This window comes from Chryseobacterium sp. ON_d1 (assembly GCF_006829085.1).
Classification (GTDB): domain Bacteria; phylum Bacteroidota; class Bacteroidia; order Flavobacteriales; family Weeksellaceae; genus Chryseobacterium.
This window is the reverse complement of sequence record NZ_BJTC01000002.1, coordinates 48,750-64,357: the sequence shown is the minus strand read 5'-3', so window position 1 is coordinate 64,357 and position 15,608 is coordinate 48,750. Positions and strand designations below refer to the sequence as shown.

The 15,608-nt window shown below is 36.8% G+C and carries 12 protein-coding genes; 1 reads left to right on the top strand and 11 read right to left on the bottom strand.

Annotated features, from left to right (window positions below; genetic code table 11):
• Positions 1 to 153 precede the first annotated feature (153 nt).
• Positions 154 to 609 (top strand): hypothetical protein, encoded by a 456-nt coding sequence (locus CRS_RS03660; RefSeq protein ID WP_142722736.1) that lies wholly within the window; start codon positions 154 to 156, stop codon positions 607 to 609.
• A gap of 41 nt (positions 610 to 650) precedes the next feature.
• On the opposite strand, the gene CRS_RS03655 is transcribed toward CRS_RS03660, so the two are convergent.
• The 11 genes from CRS_RS03655 to CRS_RS03610 all read right to left on the bottom strand — a co-directional run bounded on the left by CRS_RS03655 (position 651) and on the right by CRS_RS03610 (position 15,608).
• Entirely contained in the window at positions 651 to 2,396 is a 1,746-nt protein-coding gene (locus CRS_RS03655) for a CocE/NonD family hydrolase (protein WP_142722735.1), read from the bottom strand.
• Between the two features lie 23 nt (positions 2,397 to 2,419).
• A complete protein-coding gene (locus CRS_RS03650; protein ID WP_142722734.1) occupies positions 2,420 to 2,953 on the bottom strand; it encodes a hypothetical protein in 534 nt (177 codons plus the stop codon).
• Between the two features lie 142 nt (positions 2,954 to 3,095).
• The gene (locus tag CRS_RS03645) at positions 3,096 to 3,776 is read right to left on the bottom strand and encodes a CPBP family intramembrane glutamic endopeptidase (protein ID WP_142722733.1); all 681 of its coding nucleotides are present in this window, start codon (positions 3,774 to 3,776) and stop codon (positions 3,096 to 3,098) included.
• A 76-nt stretch (positions 3,777 to 3,852) separates the two neighbouring features.
• A complete protein-coding gene (locus CRS_RS03640; RefSeq protein ID WP_142722732.1) occupies positions 3,853 to 4,434 on the bottom strand; it encodes a Crp/Fnr family transcriptional regulator in 582 nt (193 codons plus the stop codon).
• A gap of 252 nt (positions 4,435 to 4,686) precedes the next feature.
• The gene (locus CRS_RS03635) at positions 4,687 to 10,113 is read right to left on the bottom strand and encodes a pyocin knob domain-containing protein (RefSeq protein ID WP_142722731.1); all 5,427 of its coding nucleotides are present in this window, start codon (positions 10,111 to 10,113) and stop codon (positions 4,687 to 4,689) included.
• Positions 10,113 to 11,132, bottom strand: coding sequence for a hypothetical protein (locus CRS_RS03630; RefSeq protein WP_142722730.1), 1,020 nt, complete (start codon positions 11,130 to 11,132; stop codon positions 10,113 to 10,115). Before CRS_RS03630 ends, CRS_RS03635 begins: the two co-directional genes overlap by 1 nt.
• A gap of 12 nt (positions 11,133 to 11,144) precedes the next feature.
• Positions 11,145 to 11,984: a hypothetical protein gene (locus CRS_RS03625; RefSeq protein ID WP_142722729.1), complete on the bottom strand. Its 840-nt coding sequence runs from the start codon at positions 11,982 to 11,984 to the stop codon at positions 11,145 to 11,147.
• A 767-nt stretch (positions 11,985 to 12,751) separates the two neighbouring features.
• A complete protein-coding gene (locus CRS_RS24320; RefSeq protein WP_172616992.1) occupies positions 12,752 to 12,919 on the bottom strand; it encodes a hypothetical protein in 168 nt (55 codons plus the stop codon).
• Positions 12,920 to 13,020: 101 nt separating this feature from the next.
• Positions 13,021 to 14,382 (bottom strand): peptidoglycan-binding protein, encoded by a 1,362-nt coding sequence (locus CRS_RS03620; protein WP_142722728.1) that lies wholly within the window; start codon positions 14,380 to 14,382, stop codon positions 13,021 to 13,023.
• Positions 14,383 to 14,410: 28 nt separating this feature from the next.
• Positions 14,411 to 15,004 (bottom strand): hypothetical protein, encoded by a 594-nt coding sequence (locus CRS_RS03615; protein ID WP_142722727.1) that lies wholly within the window; start codon positions 15,002 to 15,004, stop codon positions 14,411 to 14,413.
• Positions 15,005 to 15,029: 25 nt separating this feature from the next.
• Positions 15,030 to 15,608 (bottom strand): hypothetical protein, encoded by a 579-nt coding sequence (locus CRS_RS03610; RefSeq protein WP_142722726.1) that lies wholly within the window; start codon positions 15,606 to 15,608, stop codon positions 15,030 to 15,032.

Below are 15,608 nucleotides of genomic sequence, written 5' to 3'. Positions count from 1 at the left end.
TTTATATCTTTTATAATATGTATTAATTTTTCGGTCTGTCTTTTCTGTGACTGTGGGTTTATAATAACAAGCCGTTTTTTAAAAAACTATTATGATTTTAAGCTTCTGAAGCTCATTAATTTTTTCTTTTTACTGGCCATTTTTTTTATAGATATGCTTTTTATTTCTCAAAAAGATATTCTGATTTCAAGTTTAAAAGAAAGCAGACAGGATATGTACGCCGATCTTAAAATGCTTACGAAAGCAAATAAAAAACTTAATAATCAGATAAGTAATATTGCAATTAAGGAAGATGATTTTCACGGTGTTTATAATTTGGCCAAAGACAATTCCCCCTTATTTATGGACAAATTTGATGCGCTATTTCCTCACTTCAGATCTGAATTATTAGCTATATGTCCTTCTCTTATCGATTCTGAACTGCATTTTTGCGCATTGATCAAACTGGGATTGGATGGACAAAAAATCTCTATGTATACCAAAAGTTCTATAAGAGCTGTTGATAGCAGAAAGTACAGAATCCGGAAGAAGCTTAATATTCCTCCCAAAACAAGCCTTAAGGAATTTATAGAAGAACTGCAGAATATGGCAAGTGAAAGTGTTGTATAATTCGTTGAGACAAACTCAATATTACCGAAAACTTATCTTTGTCATTGTAAAACAGGAATCTCAATAAAACTGTCATTAAACCAATGAATAACCAACGGTTCTTTTGCATCGGCAATGGTTTCGGCAGTTACTGTTTTTCCACTTCCATAATTCAGTTCTGAAAAAGGATTTTTATTGACATTGAGTACAACTACCAGCCGGCTTCCCTTCTGCAATTGTTTGCTGATCAGATGAGTATTTTCAAAAGTGATCATCTCTTTTTTACCAGGGGTCAATAATTGTCTTTTAGTATTGTCTTTGGCATAGCTTGCGCGGCCGATGTAGTACGAAAGATGAAAATATTTACCTTCCGGGGTGAGTTCGTAAAGGGTTACTCCAAGATCTACGTCTTTTTTATTAATACTCAGTCTGATATTTCCCAGGAATGATTCGTTTACCAGCATAGCCTTCAGGGGTTCACTTATGAAAATATAACCGTTACCGGATACACTTTCCCGAATGATAGGGTCCGGATAATAATCATTATTGCTGACAGTACGGTCTGCAAAATCTACTTTCTGAACTAAATATGTACTGGATTCAGGTTTATTTTGACTTAGCAGGTATCCTTCATCACTCACTTTAGCTGAGCTTAGATAGAATTTCAAATAGCGGTTGTGCATAGCCTCCAGTGAAGAAGCACTTCGCCATTCATCTGTTCCCATAACCTGATAGTTTATTTTATCTTTCAAAAAAGCTGGTTTTTCAGCTCCTTTCAGTATGTAATTCAGCCATTGGTAGGTATATTCCTTGATCGGAAATAAAGCCTTTTTACTGACTGTATATCCGTTAATGGTCTCCTGTCCTCCCATTTGTGTTCCGAAATGTCCGTAAGGACCAATTACCAGATAAGCCGGTGTCTTGGGACTGTATTTATTGAGCTCGCGCAGATAGTAAATTCCCGAATTCTGAGAATCATTATAATAGCCGTCAAATGCCAGCACAGGAATATTAATCCTGGCAAAATCCTCTTTATAGGGAGCCATATTCTGCCAGTAAGAATCAAAATCGGGATGGCTGATCCAACGCTGAAAAAGGCGGTTCGGTGTACCATCAATACTATCCATCTTATGATAGGCTGCTCCAGCTTCCCACCATTTGAACATCATATTCCGGAATCTTTTCCGGTCATCACCTGTCTTGTTATCCAGATATTTATTGTTGCCTATATAAAAGGACCATTCGTAATTGGGATTGATAAAGATATTATTTTCCATAGGGAGCCCCATCCCCGGGCGATTGGCAACATAAGGAACAATCGTTTTCAACGCAGGATGCAGCTTTTTAGCGGCTGCCCATTGCGTGAAGCCATTGTAGCTTCCTCCATACATTCCTATTTTACCATTACACCATGGCTGTCTGCTGATCCAGTCAATAACATCATAGGCATCATTTCCATCGGTTTCGTACGGATAAATCTCAGATTTGCTGAAGCGCTTCCCTCTTGTATAAGCCATAACTCCTACATATCCTTTATCTGCAGCTTCCTTAAGCGACTGTATATCCCGTCCCTGATCTCTTACATAGATTGTAAACTGCAATATTACAGGTCGTGGAATATTGTCATTTTTTTTTCGCACTACCATTGCGGAAATTTCTGCTCCATCTCCTGTACGGATCATCACACTGTCCTGAATACTGTATATACCCTCTTTTTCCTGCTGACTTCCCCACAATGTTTGCTGAGCATGCACTGGTGATGTCAGCAAAAGATTCAATATAATGAGAATAACTGTATATACTTTCATGAGGTTATTTTGAACAATTACAATTAATACTGTTTTCTGTAAACATATTCATGTCTTTTAATCCATCTCTTTTCTCCGGAAAAAAGTATATCTTTTCGTGTAGAAAATAATGTTTTCCCTAATGTATAAGTCTGCCTGATGGTGGCTTCTTTGCCTTCGTTTCCATCCTTACCTTTTCTCTCAGTGGTGATTTTCATATCTCCATTGGGCAGTTTTATTCTGGAAACCAGCTTTTCCTTACCTATATATTGTCCATCTTTTGAGATGGTAACGGTATCCGTTTTATTCGCACTTTTTTCTTTGGGATAAGTATGAACGAAAAGAAACGTATGGGTTTCCGGAATTCTTTTTATTTCAATATCGGCAGACATTGTATAAGGTTTTCCTGAACTGTAGTCCAGATAGGTTAATTGTCCTGTCCAGTTTCCTTCCACTTTCATAAAATCATTGATAAGCCGGTTCGATTTTTTCTGAGCCTGACAAAGGGATGTGATTAACAGGCAGAAACTCATGATTAGAATATTGGTCAATTGCTTCATATTTTTTTGATTCATCATAGCTTTCAACATTTTTCTGTCTTCAGATAAGAAAACGGGTTATGTGGATACATTTACAGGTAAGACAATTGTCTTTTCAGAAGTATTACATTTTGTTTTTTTAAAGGCTTTTACAGCATAAATACTCCTAATGAACTGAAATTTAAACAGCAGCTTTATAATTTCTTTTATACCAGATCATGAACCCTATCCAGATTGCCAATAATATGGTAATTAAAATCAATTCCTTTTCATGGAGTCCATTTCTGAAAAAATTATTCAGCGAATGAAAACCGGCTACTGCCAGCAATGAATAGGTGCTGCTGTATACTTTTCCAATCCCCCAGGTTCCCAAAAACAGGACACCGAGAAAAATCATATTGGAACCGGTGAATTCAAAGTTCAGGTGCCAGATAAACCATAAAACAGCGATAATAGTTATGCTTTGAAGCTTTGGCAGATCTTTCAGCTGTTCCTGCAAAAATCCACGCCAACCGATCTCTTCCAGTAATCCATACACCAAAACAGTGAAAAGCAGCAAAAAAGGAAATTCAGCTTCCTGAATATAGGTTACTGTTCCAATAAGTACTATTGGAAATATCCAGAAAATGAGCAATGGCAAAAGTATATTCTGATAGTTTCCTTTTAAAGAGAGTTTTAACGGGATATTGAATACCATAGCAGAAGCAAAGGCGCCTAAAGCCGGACCAATTCCACGGAGTAAAATCTGTATCAACTGATTATCAGTAAAATGAAACAGGTTGTTTTTAACAGCCAAATAGCGGAACAAAATGGCGATGGCATAAAAAACAGAGATACTCAGGAATCGTTTTTTCTCTTTCATAAAAGTTTTTATTTGAATATTAGAATATTCAAAACTAGCAATAAGAAAGCGAAATAAAATTGACGATGGGTAAGTTTTACTTTTTTGTAACTCTTTTTCTGAGGCGGCTCAGACTTTCTGCTGTCAATCCAAGGTAAGATGCTATTATTTTCAGAGGTGTACGCTGAAAAATTTCCGGACGCTGGCTGATAAGATTGAGATAACGCTCCTTTGGGCTAAGTGTCAGGAGGTTGATCTGATCCTGTTGTTTTCGTAAGAATAGTATTTCAGGGATCGCTTTACCAATCCTCAATCCTGTTTCATTCCGGGAATACAGCTCATTAAGATCCGGATAGCTGATGGACCATAATGTACAGTCTTCCAATGCCTGTGTTTTTATGCCTGAAGGCTGCTGTTTAAGGAAAGAGAAGTAATCGCTCATAAAGCTCTGCTCATATAAAAGATTGATGCAAATATCCTTTTTCCCATTCCATACAAATAAACCAACAGAACCAGCGGCAACAATATTCAAATATCTTTCTACCCCATCATAATCTTTTATAACATTATTTTTCTCAAATTCTCTGACTGTTATTTTTTCTGAAAAACGCTCCCAAATATTGGTTTCAGCATTATAGTAAGGTGCAAATATTTGCTGGATTTGTTGCGGAGTGGGCATATTAAGCTTTTAATTTCGGTAAAAATAATAAATATATATGGAAGATATTATTCAGATTATAAATATAGGCTACATGCGCTGAAGTATTCGATGGCTGTGATGTTGAAAATAAATAAAAGGACAAATCATAAATGATCTGCCCTTTTTGAATGATTCAGAGATTTGCAAATTCCGATCATCCTTCCTTTTAAAAAAACTCAAATTATTAATCTGCTTTAAGTGTATATTCTTTTATTGTGAATTTTTTCAGTTTTAATACATTTTATTTTCTGCATATTTATAGACGGTCTTTTCATCCCATGCAAATAACTGGACAGAGGTATAGGGAGGGATATCATATTTATAACCAGTCTTTTCTATAATAAACAATTGCGGTTTCTCATAGTGGGTATTTAATATCAGTATTCTTTGTCCCCGGAAACATTCTTTTAATATAAAAGGTTCCGACGGATCCGTACACCTAATAACTAACATTCTATTTTCGGAATCATAAGACTGGACCCCTGGCTGCTGATCAATCATCCCATGGGATAATCTTATTCTGTCGTCTTCATGGGTAATCTCATCATTAAGAAAGGCTAAACTTCCATCCGCAATAAACAACGTATTAGGGTCTTCTTTTTCAGATTTAAAGTTTCCGCTAGCCTTCACTGAACCTTCTACGGTTAACTTATCGGTATCATTGGATGGTCTGCCTATACCAATCCTGTGATCCTTTCTGTTAAAATTAATACCTTCCCAATCATCATAGCCACTTGAATATTTATAATACTCGTCTTTTAACGCTGCTAAATATAATTTATCATTTTCATTATATATACCGGATTCTCCCCCCTGATAGTCGTCAACGATAATTAATCCGTTACCTGTATAATTCGTAAATTGCTGATTTAATATAACAGCATTGGTCAGGTTATTCCAGGTGTTAACATTAGACTGACTGAAATCTTTAGATGTCCATATTTTTCTTTCAGTCATCCATTGCCCATTGTCTGATCTTGTCTGGCTTAAATAAAAATCCTGTTCCGTATTATTATTGTCAGCGGGCCCCATTATTTTCCACGCTTTGTAGGAATCAGTCCAACCCTTAAAAATTAAAGAAGAACTCCAGCCTAATTGCTTTGTAGAATGGAATAATGGCAAGACTTTATGATTAAGTGCCGATATTCCTGAGTTGGGTAAATCAGGTGAACCATTTCCACCCAATCCATTACCCTGTACCCTGGAATCTATTATCCCCATCCCCATTCTTAGTCTGTCGAATGCACTTCCATCCTGTCTATAGAACCTTGTCCAGTCTCCATTCGTGTCATTGAAGTTTAATACATCCGCTAAAGTAAAATTATAAGCCAGATCCCAAAGAGCTATATGTGAAGGGGTTAAATTCTCTTTATCCCATACCTGAATCCAGCCGTAATCACCTCCGGCTTCTACTCTTTTATATCTGAATGAGTTGCCTCCGGTCATTTGAACGGCCATTTCTCCGTAATAGCCGGCAGAATTAGCATGAAGCATTTTAAATCTATACCACCAGTCATCCGTAGGGCACCCTTGTGCTTTTCCGTTCGTATTTATATACCCCGCTACCTGACCGTAAGTGGCATTTGCCAAATCACTTTGTCCTCCTGAATTTGCCATTTTACCAATAATGGTAGGGTTACTCTGCAAACCATTTGATGAATCTATCCAGGTATTCGTTGCATTATTTCCGTTTTTATTTGCTTTGAGATCCAGACTATCATCAAGAGTGGTATTATTCCTTAAATCAAGTACAGGTGTAGATGCATCTTCTCTAAAAAATACAGAATTATCTGTAAGATTGTTTGAAAAGCTTCTTAAAGTGACATCAATATAAATTGGGTTGGATGCCGGATTAAATTTATGTACATTAATATAAGGTCTGCTTTCTGCTGAATCATAAAAAATCTTTGGTTCAACATAGATCCATTGTCTTATGTTACCAAATACCTGGGTTATTTTAGGTTCAAATCCCCAAACCCCTCCGGTATTAATTCCATAAGTAAATTGCATTTCAATGACTCCTATTGCATAACCATCATGGTAAGATGAATTGACTCTGACCGTTACATCGCCTACAGTCCACTCAGGTAAATAGACCCTATTTACCATTGTACCTGTATATGCCGGGCTTTGCCAGAAATACGTTTTCTTTTTATTTTGATTATTATTAGCAGATGTCGTCATTTCAACCCAATCCGTCCAGTAACTTCCACCTATAAAAGCTCTTTTAAAAACTCTATTTGGCTGGGAATCGGAAGCACCTGTACCGTAAGTAGTAGCTGTTTGACTTGCCCATCCTGTATAATGATGCTCACATGTTATAAAAAACCATTCTGTTGTGCCTGTAGGGGAATGGCCTAAACCACTTCCTTTAAAAAATCCGGTTCTTTGTAAATCATTTAAGTCCGTTCCGGATATATCAATAGAGCTGCTTCCGGTACTTAATTTAACGAAGCTATCCGGATTTGATGTACCCCAGGTATTATATAATGCCTTCCATTGATTAATATCCTGCTGGGCAAAGTCCCCTGTATTCCAATAGTCAACAAAAGACTGATATCGGGATACTCCCTGAGAACTTCCCTGCCATTGTCTTAGTCCAAAACCATTTTTATTAAATGTAATAAGGTTTTGATTGCCTCCCGAGCCATCCTGGTACCCTCCAAAATGCAAATAGTCGGCATAAGGATAATTACCATCATTATTCCAGGACGTAAAACCAAATTGTAATTTTTCTGTTAATGCATTTGCCGGTTGTATAATCCTGTTATCCCAATATCCTAAATAATGATTCCAGCCATTAATTTGATTCTGTGTAATATTATACACCGGATGAGTTTTTGGAATATAATTATCAGGGTTAAAATTATGTGAAGTCCATATATTTCCGGGCACTCCATTTTGATAATGCGTCAAACCATATCTGGACTGTAAATTTAAATAGTCCAATCCAGCCGTATTACCAATATACATTGTATCATTAAGTGCTGCAATGATTTGAGAACCATTAAGGGTCTGGCTTAATAAACTATTTGATGATAATACAACATTAGGTACTATTAGATTACCTGTCATGGTATCACCTGATTTGTTTACTTTAGTGTCGGGGTTGAAATTAAGAGAATGCCATACCTCTCTCCATGGACCGTAAGTTCCACCAACATATCCTCTGAATGCCAGACCTGTACCCCAAACGTTAGCAGCAATTTCAGTACCTTCATTAGTACTTCTCATTGCTTTTATGACCGTACCATAATCATAAGGTCTATGTTGTGCATTATCATTAAATGAATAGATACCGGTCTGATATGCTGAATAGGTGTCAAGATCTGAAAGTACAGGTATATTTAATCTGCCTAAACCATAGTTATGATAATCTTCTAAAATTCCTTCATGCCAAACTTTATTATTTTTATACTGAAGCAGACTATCATTAACTACTAAAGCAGTTGCAGGATTCCAGGGTGAATCATCCCAACCAAGATAATGATAGACAAAATCTCCATTTTCGGTCAATGCTCCTATTCCTGCAATTCTATTTCCACTCCCATCCTTGTTCTGCCACCAGACACCTGTAGCATTTCCTCCTGCATTATTCTGCTTTAAAACGATATCTCCATTGGAAGAAATTATTCCGCCTCCTGTTAAAGTTCCTCCACCTAAAGGCAGGTAATTGCCTAATTGTCCTGATAAAGCAAAATCTGAAAGAGATCTATGTCCTCCCCCACCTAATAGTATATAAGAATCATCCGAGCCTGATTTTACATATCCTTTAGCCAATAAATAATTGAAATCAGAATCATCAGTATTTCTAAAATAAAATTGATTTGAATTTCTCAGACTTATAGTTCCTGCATAATTTCCAGGTTGATGAAAACCTATCGCCGGATATAAGCCAGAGCCGTTACCGTTAACCATAATAGCAGATTCTGAATAACTATTTCCAGTAGCCCCATTAAATGTTTTTTTTGCATCAACAGTTTGTTGGGTATTCAATGTAACATAATTATCCAGATCAGCTTTTGCTACCGGATTAGGGAGATTAAAGGTAGTCCAGAAGTCGTAGGCTTCTCCCCATTTGTCTGAATCATAATCCTGTTTTACAAAGCCTATTCTGTTGTTATATTTGGATGAAACAATAGCCGTCGATTTTTTAACATCACTTCCTGTATAAGAAGACATCCATAATACATCGGACCAACCCATATTGGAAAACCCCATCTGAGCAGCTTCCAACATCTGGAGTTTTAATTTTCCTGCTCCAAAATAAGCAGAATTTGGTTTTTCCTGTCCTCCGCTGATATAATCAGCACCCAGATAATTGTTTATATTATACTCTTTATGTTTCCAATCTCCAGAATTACCATCTGCTTCAGAAAACACCCTCCCGTTACTTTGTATAAAAAACTGATGACCCGTAGCGCCTGCATCACCAAAGTGAAAATTAATCCCTTCACCTAAGACATGCCCGCTTCCTTGAAAATAAGATATGCCATAATTATCTGCATTCGCAAATGACCAGATTCTGTTCCTTTCGTTTACTTTGTAGAATCTGTTTTGAAAGCCTTCGTCAGATTGAACAAACCCTCTTGAATGTATTCCATGAGCAGGAATAAATTGGGAATCAGAGTAGGAAGGTGAAGCAAGCAGACCGCCTGATAAAATGACTTGCGCCCCGCTACCATTCAGCCCGGCTATAGGTTTATCTGAATCTAAGGCCCAATATCCTCCAACATCCTTCTTTTCCCAAAATGTATTTCCAGAAATAAGTTCTTCTTTTGTAAGGAGATGCTTTAGGTTAATTTGGACTCTCTTTGTTCCTCCCGGATCCGTACTGTCCGTGATTGAAGTCACTCTGTTTCTTCCCTGGTCTAAACCTCCGTATCCTACTGTTATTTTTGCATCAAACCCTTGCCAGTATCCCATCCCAGGAAACCAAACAGCCAGTTTACCATTGAAGTTTAAGCATATTACATAATTAAAATAATTTAAAGTAGAATAGCCTCCTTCTGATATAATAGTATCATTGTAAATATACCCCTGAATTTTAGCATCTAAAGGTAAATATTGACCATTACTGTACATATTCCCTTTCATTTCCAAAAGGAACTGGTCTCCATATGTTACTGAATAATCAATATCGGTTTCAATGAATGTCCCCTGTGGAAAGTTTCTTCCGGAATGAAACCAGGAATCCTCTTTTTTCCTAGAGTCATAATCATTCCCTCCTCCTGTTAAGAAAAAATTATCAGAAGAACCATTCTTTCTAAAGCCTTCAGCTTTTACATAATCATAATGATTATTGGCTCCCACTCCAAAATGGAATCCATCATTTCTTAAAGTAAGCGCAGAAGATATATATCCTGTTTTCCAGAATGTTATTCCCGGTTCTGAGCCATCATCACTTCTCACCCACAGATTATTGGCATGTTCATCAGGCACACCAGAACTCATAAAAGATTTGTGACCATATACAAACTGATTTGTACTTAAAGTCATAATATCTAAATCAGCAATAATCTCAGCTTTTGTTCTTTGGGATATTTTTTTTGTAGTAGGATTCCAAACCAATACAAAGCCTGCATCGTTTGGAACACTTTTCACAATAATTTCGCCTTCTATGGCGATGTGATTATTAAAATATTCAGGTGCGATCATTAATCAAGTCTTGCGGTTAAAGTAATTCTATATTCGTTCGGAGTAAGAGGTGCCAGAACATCTATTTGCACATCATTTGCTGATGTAGGGACACAGCTTACATTAATTTTTCTGTTATCAGTATTACGGTAACAGATGTAGTCAACATTCCAGGTATTCCAGTTATGAGTAATGGAAAAACTAGCAGAAGAGCCGTCTCCAATATCCCATGTCTTTGATTTGATCTTTGCATCCAAAACAGCTTTTGTCGCTTTCGGAGTCATTGCTTTACTGTTATCAATTCCCGCAACGGCTTCAATATCTGTAGCTATTTGAATGAGTCCTTTCACTGCATCTGTAGCATCTACGATATCAGGAATCCCTTTCTCTATAATCTGATAATTTCCGGGAACATTTGAAGCATTATCCGTATTGGCAATAAGATGGTCACCAATAGAAACAGGTTCATTACCCACCCATCCGTTTGCAGTAATGACCCACACCATACCTGTTTTAATGGCTGCAGATGTAATGGGTGACGGAGCTGCCATTGAGCCTTTAACAGCAGAAGGGATATAGCCTCCCGGCTGATAAATTAATGCTCCTGTAAGGCTTTGTCCTATGAAATTTTCAATATATGATCTGATCTTATTGGAGGACCATGTAAAGGTACCCGACTGAATGGCATCGTTCAGGAAAATAGATACAATATCAGCATTGGTAAGATTTCGGCCTGCTATTTTAATAACATGCCCTGAACTGTTGGTCAGAATCTGACTCAGCAGCAGAAGCCCACTTGTCTGATCTGTCTGAAAGGGATTATTTGTCAGCGGATAATCAGGATGTACATAATTTTGAGCAAGATTAATCCACTGGGAACCGTTCCACTGATGCAGTTCATTTTTATAATCAATGATCCAGCCGGGAAGGGCTTTATCCGTATTGGGAAGTGTATCAAAATATTGAAACCGGGTATGTTGCAGCTCTCCAAAAAAATTGTCCTGATGTGCGTTATTACTTATTACTGCGTTATTATTCATAGCTTTATTTTTTTATGGTTTAACTTTTAAAATGAGAATATTAATTGGATTAACGGGGTCGCTGAACATCTTAACCTCAATGACTTGATTGGTAGCGTAGTCGTCAATATTTATTTTTTTACCTGTAACACTGTCCCGTGCTTGGATGATCACGTTTTCTGTTTCAAGGGTATTGGGAAAAACGGTACTTCCTGTCACCTGCACTATGGCACTTGTAGGAGTCTGTGAGATCAGTAAAACTTTATCGTAAACTTGCTTATTAAACTCCTGTTGATTTTTTGGACTGCCTAACCCACTGTAGTCCAGTAAGAGTTTTACTTTATCTTCCCTTGTCTCTCCTGAGACAGCTTTCAAAGCTTCGATATCATCACGGTTTTTTTTGATGAAATTGACAATTTCCTGAAGTTCATCTAAAGACAGGTCATTGGATAAGAGAATCTCTTTAATTTTTCTTATCTCCAGCTCCAGGTTTTTATCTGCATCTTTCAGTACATTCACAAAACCATCTGTCTGTGTTTTCGTGTACACATTGCCCGATTGATCAGAGCTGTCAACCGTAGCAGCATTGCTGATCCCGAGTTTAGCCTTCCAGCTGCTGATATGGGTCGAGGTTAGATTACCGGCATCAAGTAAAGCCAAATATTCAGAATGAGCCTTTGGATCTGTTAAATGTTCTTGAAATGCTTCCGCACTGGCAAATAAGTGAAAAATTTCTTCAAGCCCTTCAATACTTTTGAATGGGATTGGGTCATCTTTATGATAAAAAGATAAAAATGTTTCTTTAAACTGCGTTTCTGTGGGAAAATCTCCAGTTTCAAACCAACTGAAAATTGTATTTAATGGTGTACTCATTTGATTATTGAAAATTAGTTTTGATAAAATTGATAATTCGGGAAAGGATATAATATTGATAAGCCGATCACCCCAAATGGAATTTTCTACTTTATTGAGTGATTTGATTTTATCCCTCTTATCAGACTATTCTTTAGTGAATTGTTTATAGGGTCATCACCAGGAAATTATGTATGCTGTCGGTAGTCTGTAATTTTATTTTCATATCAACAAAATCACTTATACTTTTTATTATGCTTTTTGCCTGCTTTCTTAGTTTAATACTCTTTGAGTGCAATGACTGTCTACATTCTTCAGAACTCAAATTTCACTTTTCTTTTGTTCTTATAAAAGTTTTCTGACCTCTCTATTCTGTAGTTGCAGTAACCTTTATTTTTTTGAACCGGATGATACTGCCCGTAATTTCAATGTTCAAAATTCATTTTTTTTTAGTTCCTGTGAAAGTTTTTTGGCCTCTCTGTTCGGTAGCTGCAGTATTTTAAAAACAGATGATATTAATTTGTAATTTGAGCGTCAAAATGCTTGGAGAAGAAAAATGTAAAATAAAATGACCCGAAAGGAAAATTAAACATGTACTATGATGATGACAACTATAGGCCCTATGAATATAGCAATAAAAAAGCCCCTGATAAAAGGGGCAATGAGTGACCGCAGAAGGACCGGAAACTTATTTTCAGTACTGATTTCCTATCTTCATGCGGGATAGAAATAGGTTTTCAAATCTTATGGGTAATAAAAAATCCCTCAGGTGAGGGATCATATGTTTTTTATACTATAGGAACGCAATAGCAATTGCAGGCTGCATCTGACTCGGGGCCACAAATACCTGTCGCTTCACAAACCCACATATATTGAGGTTTACAAATACCATCTCTGTTTCCGCCACCGGCAACTTGTTTTAACTGATCTCTTGAGATTTTCTTTAAGTTTTTCATTGTTTTAATTTTAATTAAGCTTTAAATATAAAGAATATTCTCCAATAAGAGATTTAACATAATAAATCTTCTCCTTAATTCTCTGCTAGACAATGAATAAATCACAGGGCAGCAGACAATAAATAATATTCATAAATCATTTCACCATAGTACTTCCCTGCATCATTCCGATATCCCTGCTTAAAGTCTTTGGTAACATCGGCTGTTCCTTTATTATAGGCAATTGCGACATAGATTTGTTCTATCATGGTAAGTTTGTTTTTACCTCTGTAAGAAGGAATTCTGTTTTGTGCAGCTTTTAGTTCGTTAACCGCCATTTCAATCACTTTATCAATATTTCCCCATTCTTTATTAAGGAAAAAACCGGGGTTCGTTTTAAAGAACTGTAGATCATATTGGAAAATACCATACCCGTGACAAAACTTATCCGGCTGAGTGTCATAAAGCTTTTTATAAACAGCTTCCCACCGCCCTACGTTTTTTAAAGCTTCCCGTGCAATAAGAAACATTTTGTCTCCGTCAGTATGGGCTAGCAAAGCTGCTTTATCCTTGGGAAAAGCACTTCTGTTGGGAGCATCGAGTGTATCTCCGGTACAACACATCAATAAATCTGCAAGTGTGGTTTTACCGATCATTTTACTCCATACATAGCCGGTCTCCTGGTAGGCAATTGCCATAATGAGATGAAAATCAAAAGGAGTCCCTGTTAACTTTTCTTTAATTTTCATCTCAAAATTTTGTTTAAACCATATCATGCTCTTTTCAACAGTAGTATATTGCCGTACCTTCAGTGATCTCAGGGTATCTCTGCCCAACGCACCGTCTACTACAAGCCCTTTCATATTTTGATAATTGACAACTGCTTTAGCAGTTTCACTATCGTAGATCTCATTAATAGAACCATGGTACAGATTGAGTTTCGAAAGCTTTTTTTTAGCCTCCTCAACAAGAGCATGTTTCATAGCTGGTGATTTCACATAAAAATTCAATGACGGATAATGATAATCAGCAACTGTTTTTAAATTAGTCTCATAATCAACTCCATTGATCAAAAACCCGTATTCCCATTGTCTTCCCTTAATAGTGCTTTCACAGACGCCTTCTTTTGCACTTTTAGCTTCTACAGTTCCGCCTTTACCATCACTGAAAGCAATATGTCCTATTTTTATTCCTTTGTAACCAGGCGGTCTGAATAAAATAGCGCCATAGGTTTGAGAGGCTTCATTAATGGTTATTTTTCTGCAGAAAGCAGCTGCATCTTTGGCCCAGTATCCCGTGTAGGCTTCTTTACCTCTTATTCCTATTTTAATTCCTGTACCCTGATAGACGATCCAGGAAATAAATTCTGCACAGTCCCATGGGCCTTTATAATCTGAGTTTTCAAATGGTACAATGGCACCATAAACATATTTTTCTCCGATATGATTTCGGGCTGCTTCCAATAGTTGTTTTCCGGTATTCATAGTCTTTTTAAATTAAATATTGATTCTGTTATTTAACTGCTGTACTGATCTTATTAAATGCATATGGTATCACCCCGATTCCCAATGAAAGTAAAACTCCTAACAGTTCATTTAATTTTGGAAATTCATTAGTATCAAAGTGGTTCCACATGGCAAAAGTGGTAAGAACACAGGCCAGCCCCACAGAGACTAACCCACTTATAAAAGCTAAAAAACGACTTACACTTGTATTAGGCTTCTGCTCTGTAGTTGGATCAACGGTATTATTAACTTCAGCAGCTGCGTCCATTAATGCCTTCTGATTTACAAAATCTGCTTTTGCAAAAGCTTTAAGCTTTTCTGTTTGCTGTTCTTGCATCTGTACATTGGCATCTTTATCCAAAAGCAAGTCTTTCAGAGATACCTTGTCTTTTTTCAGTTTTAAAAAAACAATGCATATAATTAACAGAAAGAGTAAAACAGGAGAAATGGCAACCCATTTTTCAACATCTGATATCGGGGTTAGAGGTATTGCAGATGTTGGCACAGGTTTGGGAGCTGGTGTTCCGGAAGTTCCCTGTCCAAAAAGATCAGCTGATATAAACATAGCGATCAGCGACAGAAAAAAAGTTAATGATTTCATCGGTATTAGTTTTGATGGTTAGTATTTATTTTGAAATCGTAAAATGGACATGATTTAAATGAATCTTTTCATTATCTGTGATCCCTCGATTAGGCTCTTCAATAAGTTGACCTTCCTTATTGTAATAATACATGGTCCAGGGTGAAAAAAATTGAGTGATCAGCCCCTGGCTCAAAGCATTTGTGCGCAGCTTTACAAAATAACCAGGCTCACTTTTTGTAACAGTACTGCATACAATCTCTTTTCCAATATTAGGTTGTATAGCGATAATATCAAGTCCTCTCCCATCTTCATGCGGGGAAGTGCCCCCTGTAGAAGGTCTCCACAGGCTGGATAAAATAATTTTCTTAATAAAAATGGTATGATCATTTTCATTAAAATCAAACCTTAAGATCCATAGCAACAAATTGAATGTACCATCCTTTGTATTTTCAAGGACCTGATCAAAAGTATATCCTGCCAGCCGGGCTTTTTCCCATGAACTTGCCGGAAATTCTATTTTGCACTCGTGAATAATATCGTAGTAGATAAAATTCAGTTTACTGGTACAGCTATTATCAGCCAGTACAGTCAGATTTTTAATAATTTCTTCTTTAGCACTCAT

Excerpts from the sequence above, each read along its gene's own strand:
- CRS_RS03660 (WP_142722736.1), top strand. The coding sequence starts at position 154 with ATGCTTTTTATTTCTCAAAAAGATATTCTGATTTCAAGTTTAAAAGAA.
- CRS_RS03655 (WP_142722735.1), bottom strand. The coding sequence starts at position 2,396 with ATGAAAGTATATACAGTTATTCTCATTATATTGAATCTTTTGCTGACA.
- CRS_RS03650 (WP_142722734.1), bottom strand. The coding sequence starts at position 2,953 with ATGATGAATCAAAAAAATATGAAGCAATTGACCAATATTCTAATCATG.
- CRS_RS03645 (WP_142722733.1), bottom strand. The coding sequence starts at position 3,776 with ATGAAAGAGAAAAAACGATTCCTGAGTATCTCTGTTTTTTATGCCATC.
- CRS_RS03640 (WP_142722732.1), bottom strand. The coding sequence starts at position 4,434 with ATGCCCACTCCGCAACAAATCCAGCAAATATTTGCACCTTACTATAAT.
- CRS_RS03635 (WP_142722731.1), bottom strand. The coding sequence starts at position 10,113 with ATGATCGCACCTGAATATTTTAATAATCACATCGCCATAGAAGGCGAA.
- CRS_RS03630 (WP_142722730.1), bottom strand. The coding sequence starts at position 11,132 with ATGAATAATAACGCAGTAATAAGTAATAACGCACATCAGGACAATTTT.
- CRS_RS03625 (WP_142722729.1), bottom strand. The coding sequence starts at position 11,984 with ATGAGTACACCATTAAATACAATTTTCAGTTGGTTTGAAACTGGAGAT.
- CRS_RS24320 (WP_172616992.1), bottom strand. The coding sequence starts at position 12,919 with ATGAAAAACTTAAAGAAAATCTCAAGAGATCAGTTAAAACAAGTTGCC.
- CRS_RS03620 (WP_142722728.1), bottom strand. The coding sequence starts at position 14,382 with ATGAATACCGGAAAACAACTATTGGAAGCAGCCCGAAATCATATCGGA.
- CRS_RS03615 (WP_142722727.1), bottom strand. The coding sequence starts at position 15,004 with ATGAAATCATTAACTTTTTTTCTGTCGCTGATCGCTATGTTTATATCA.
- CRS_RS03610 (WP_142722726.1), bottom strand. The coding sequence starts at position 15,608 with ATGAGTGCTAAAGAAGAAATTATTAAAAATCTGACTGTACTGGCTGAT.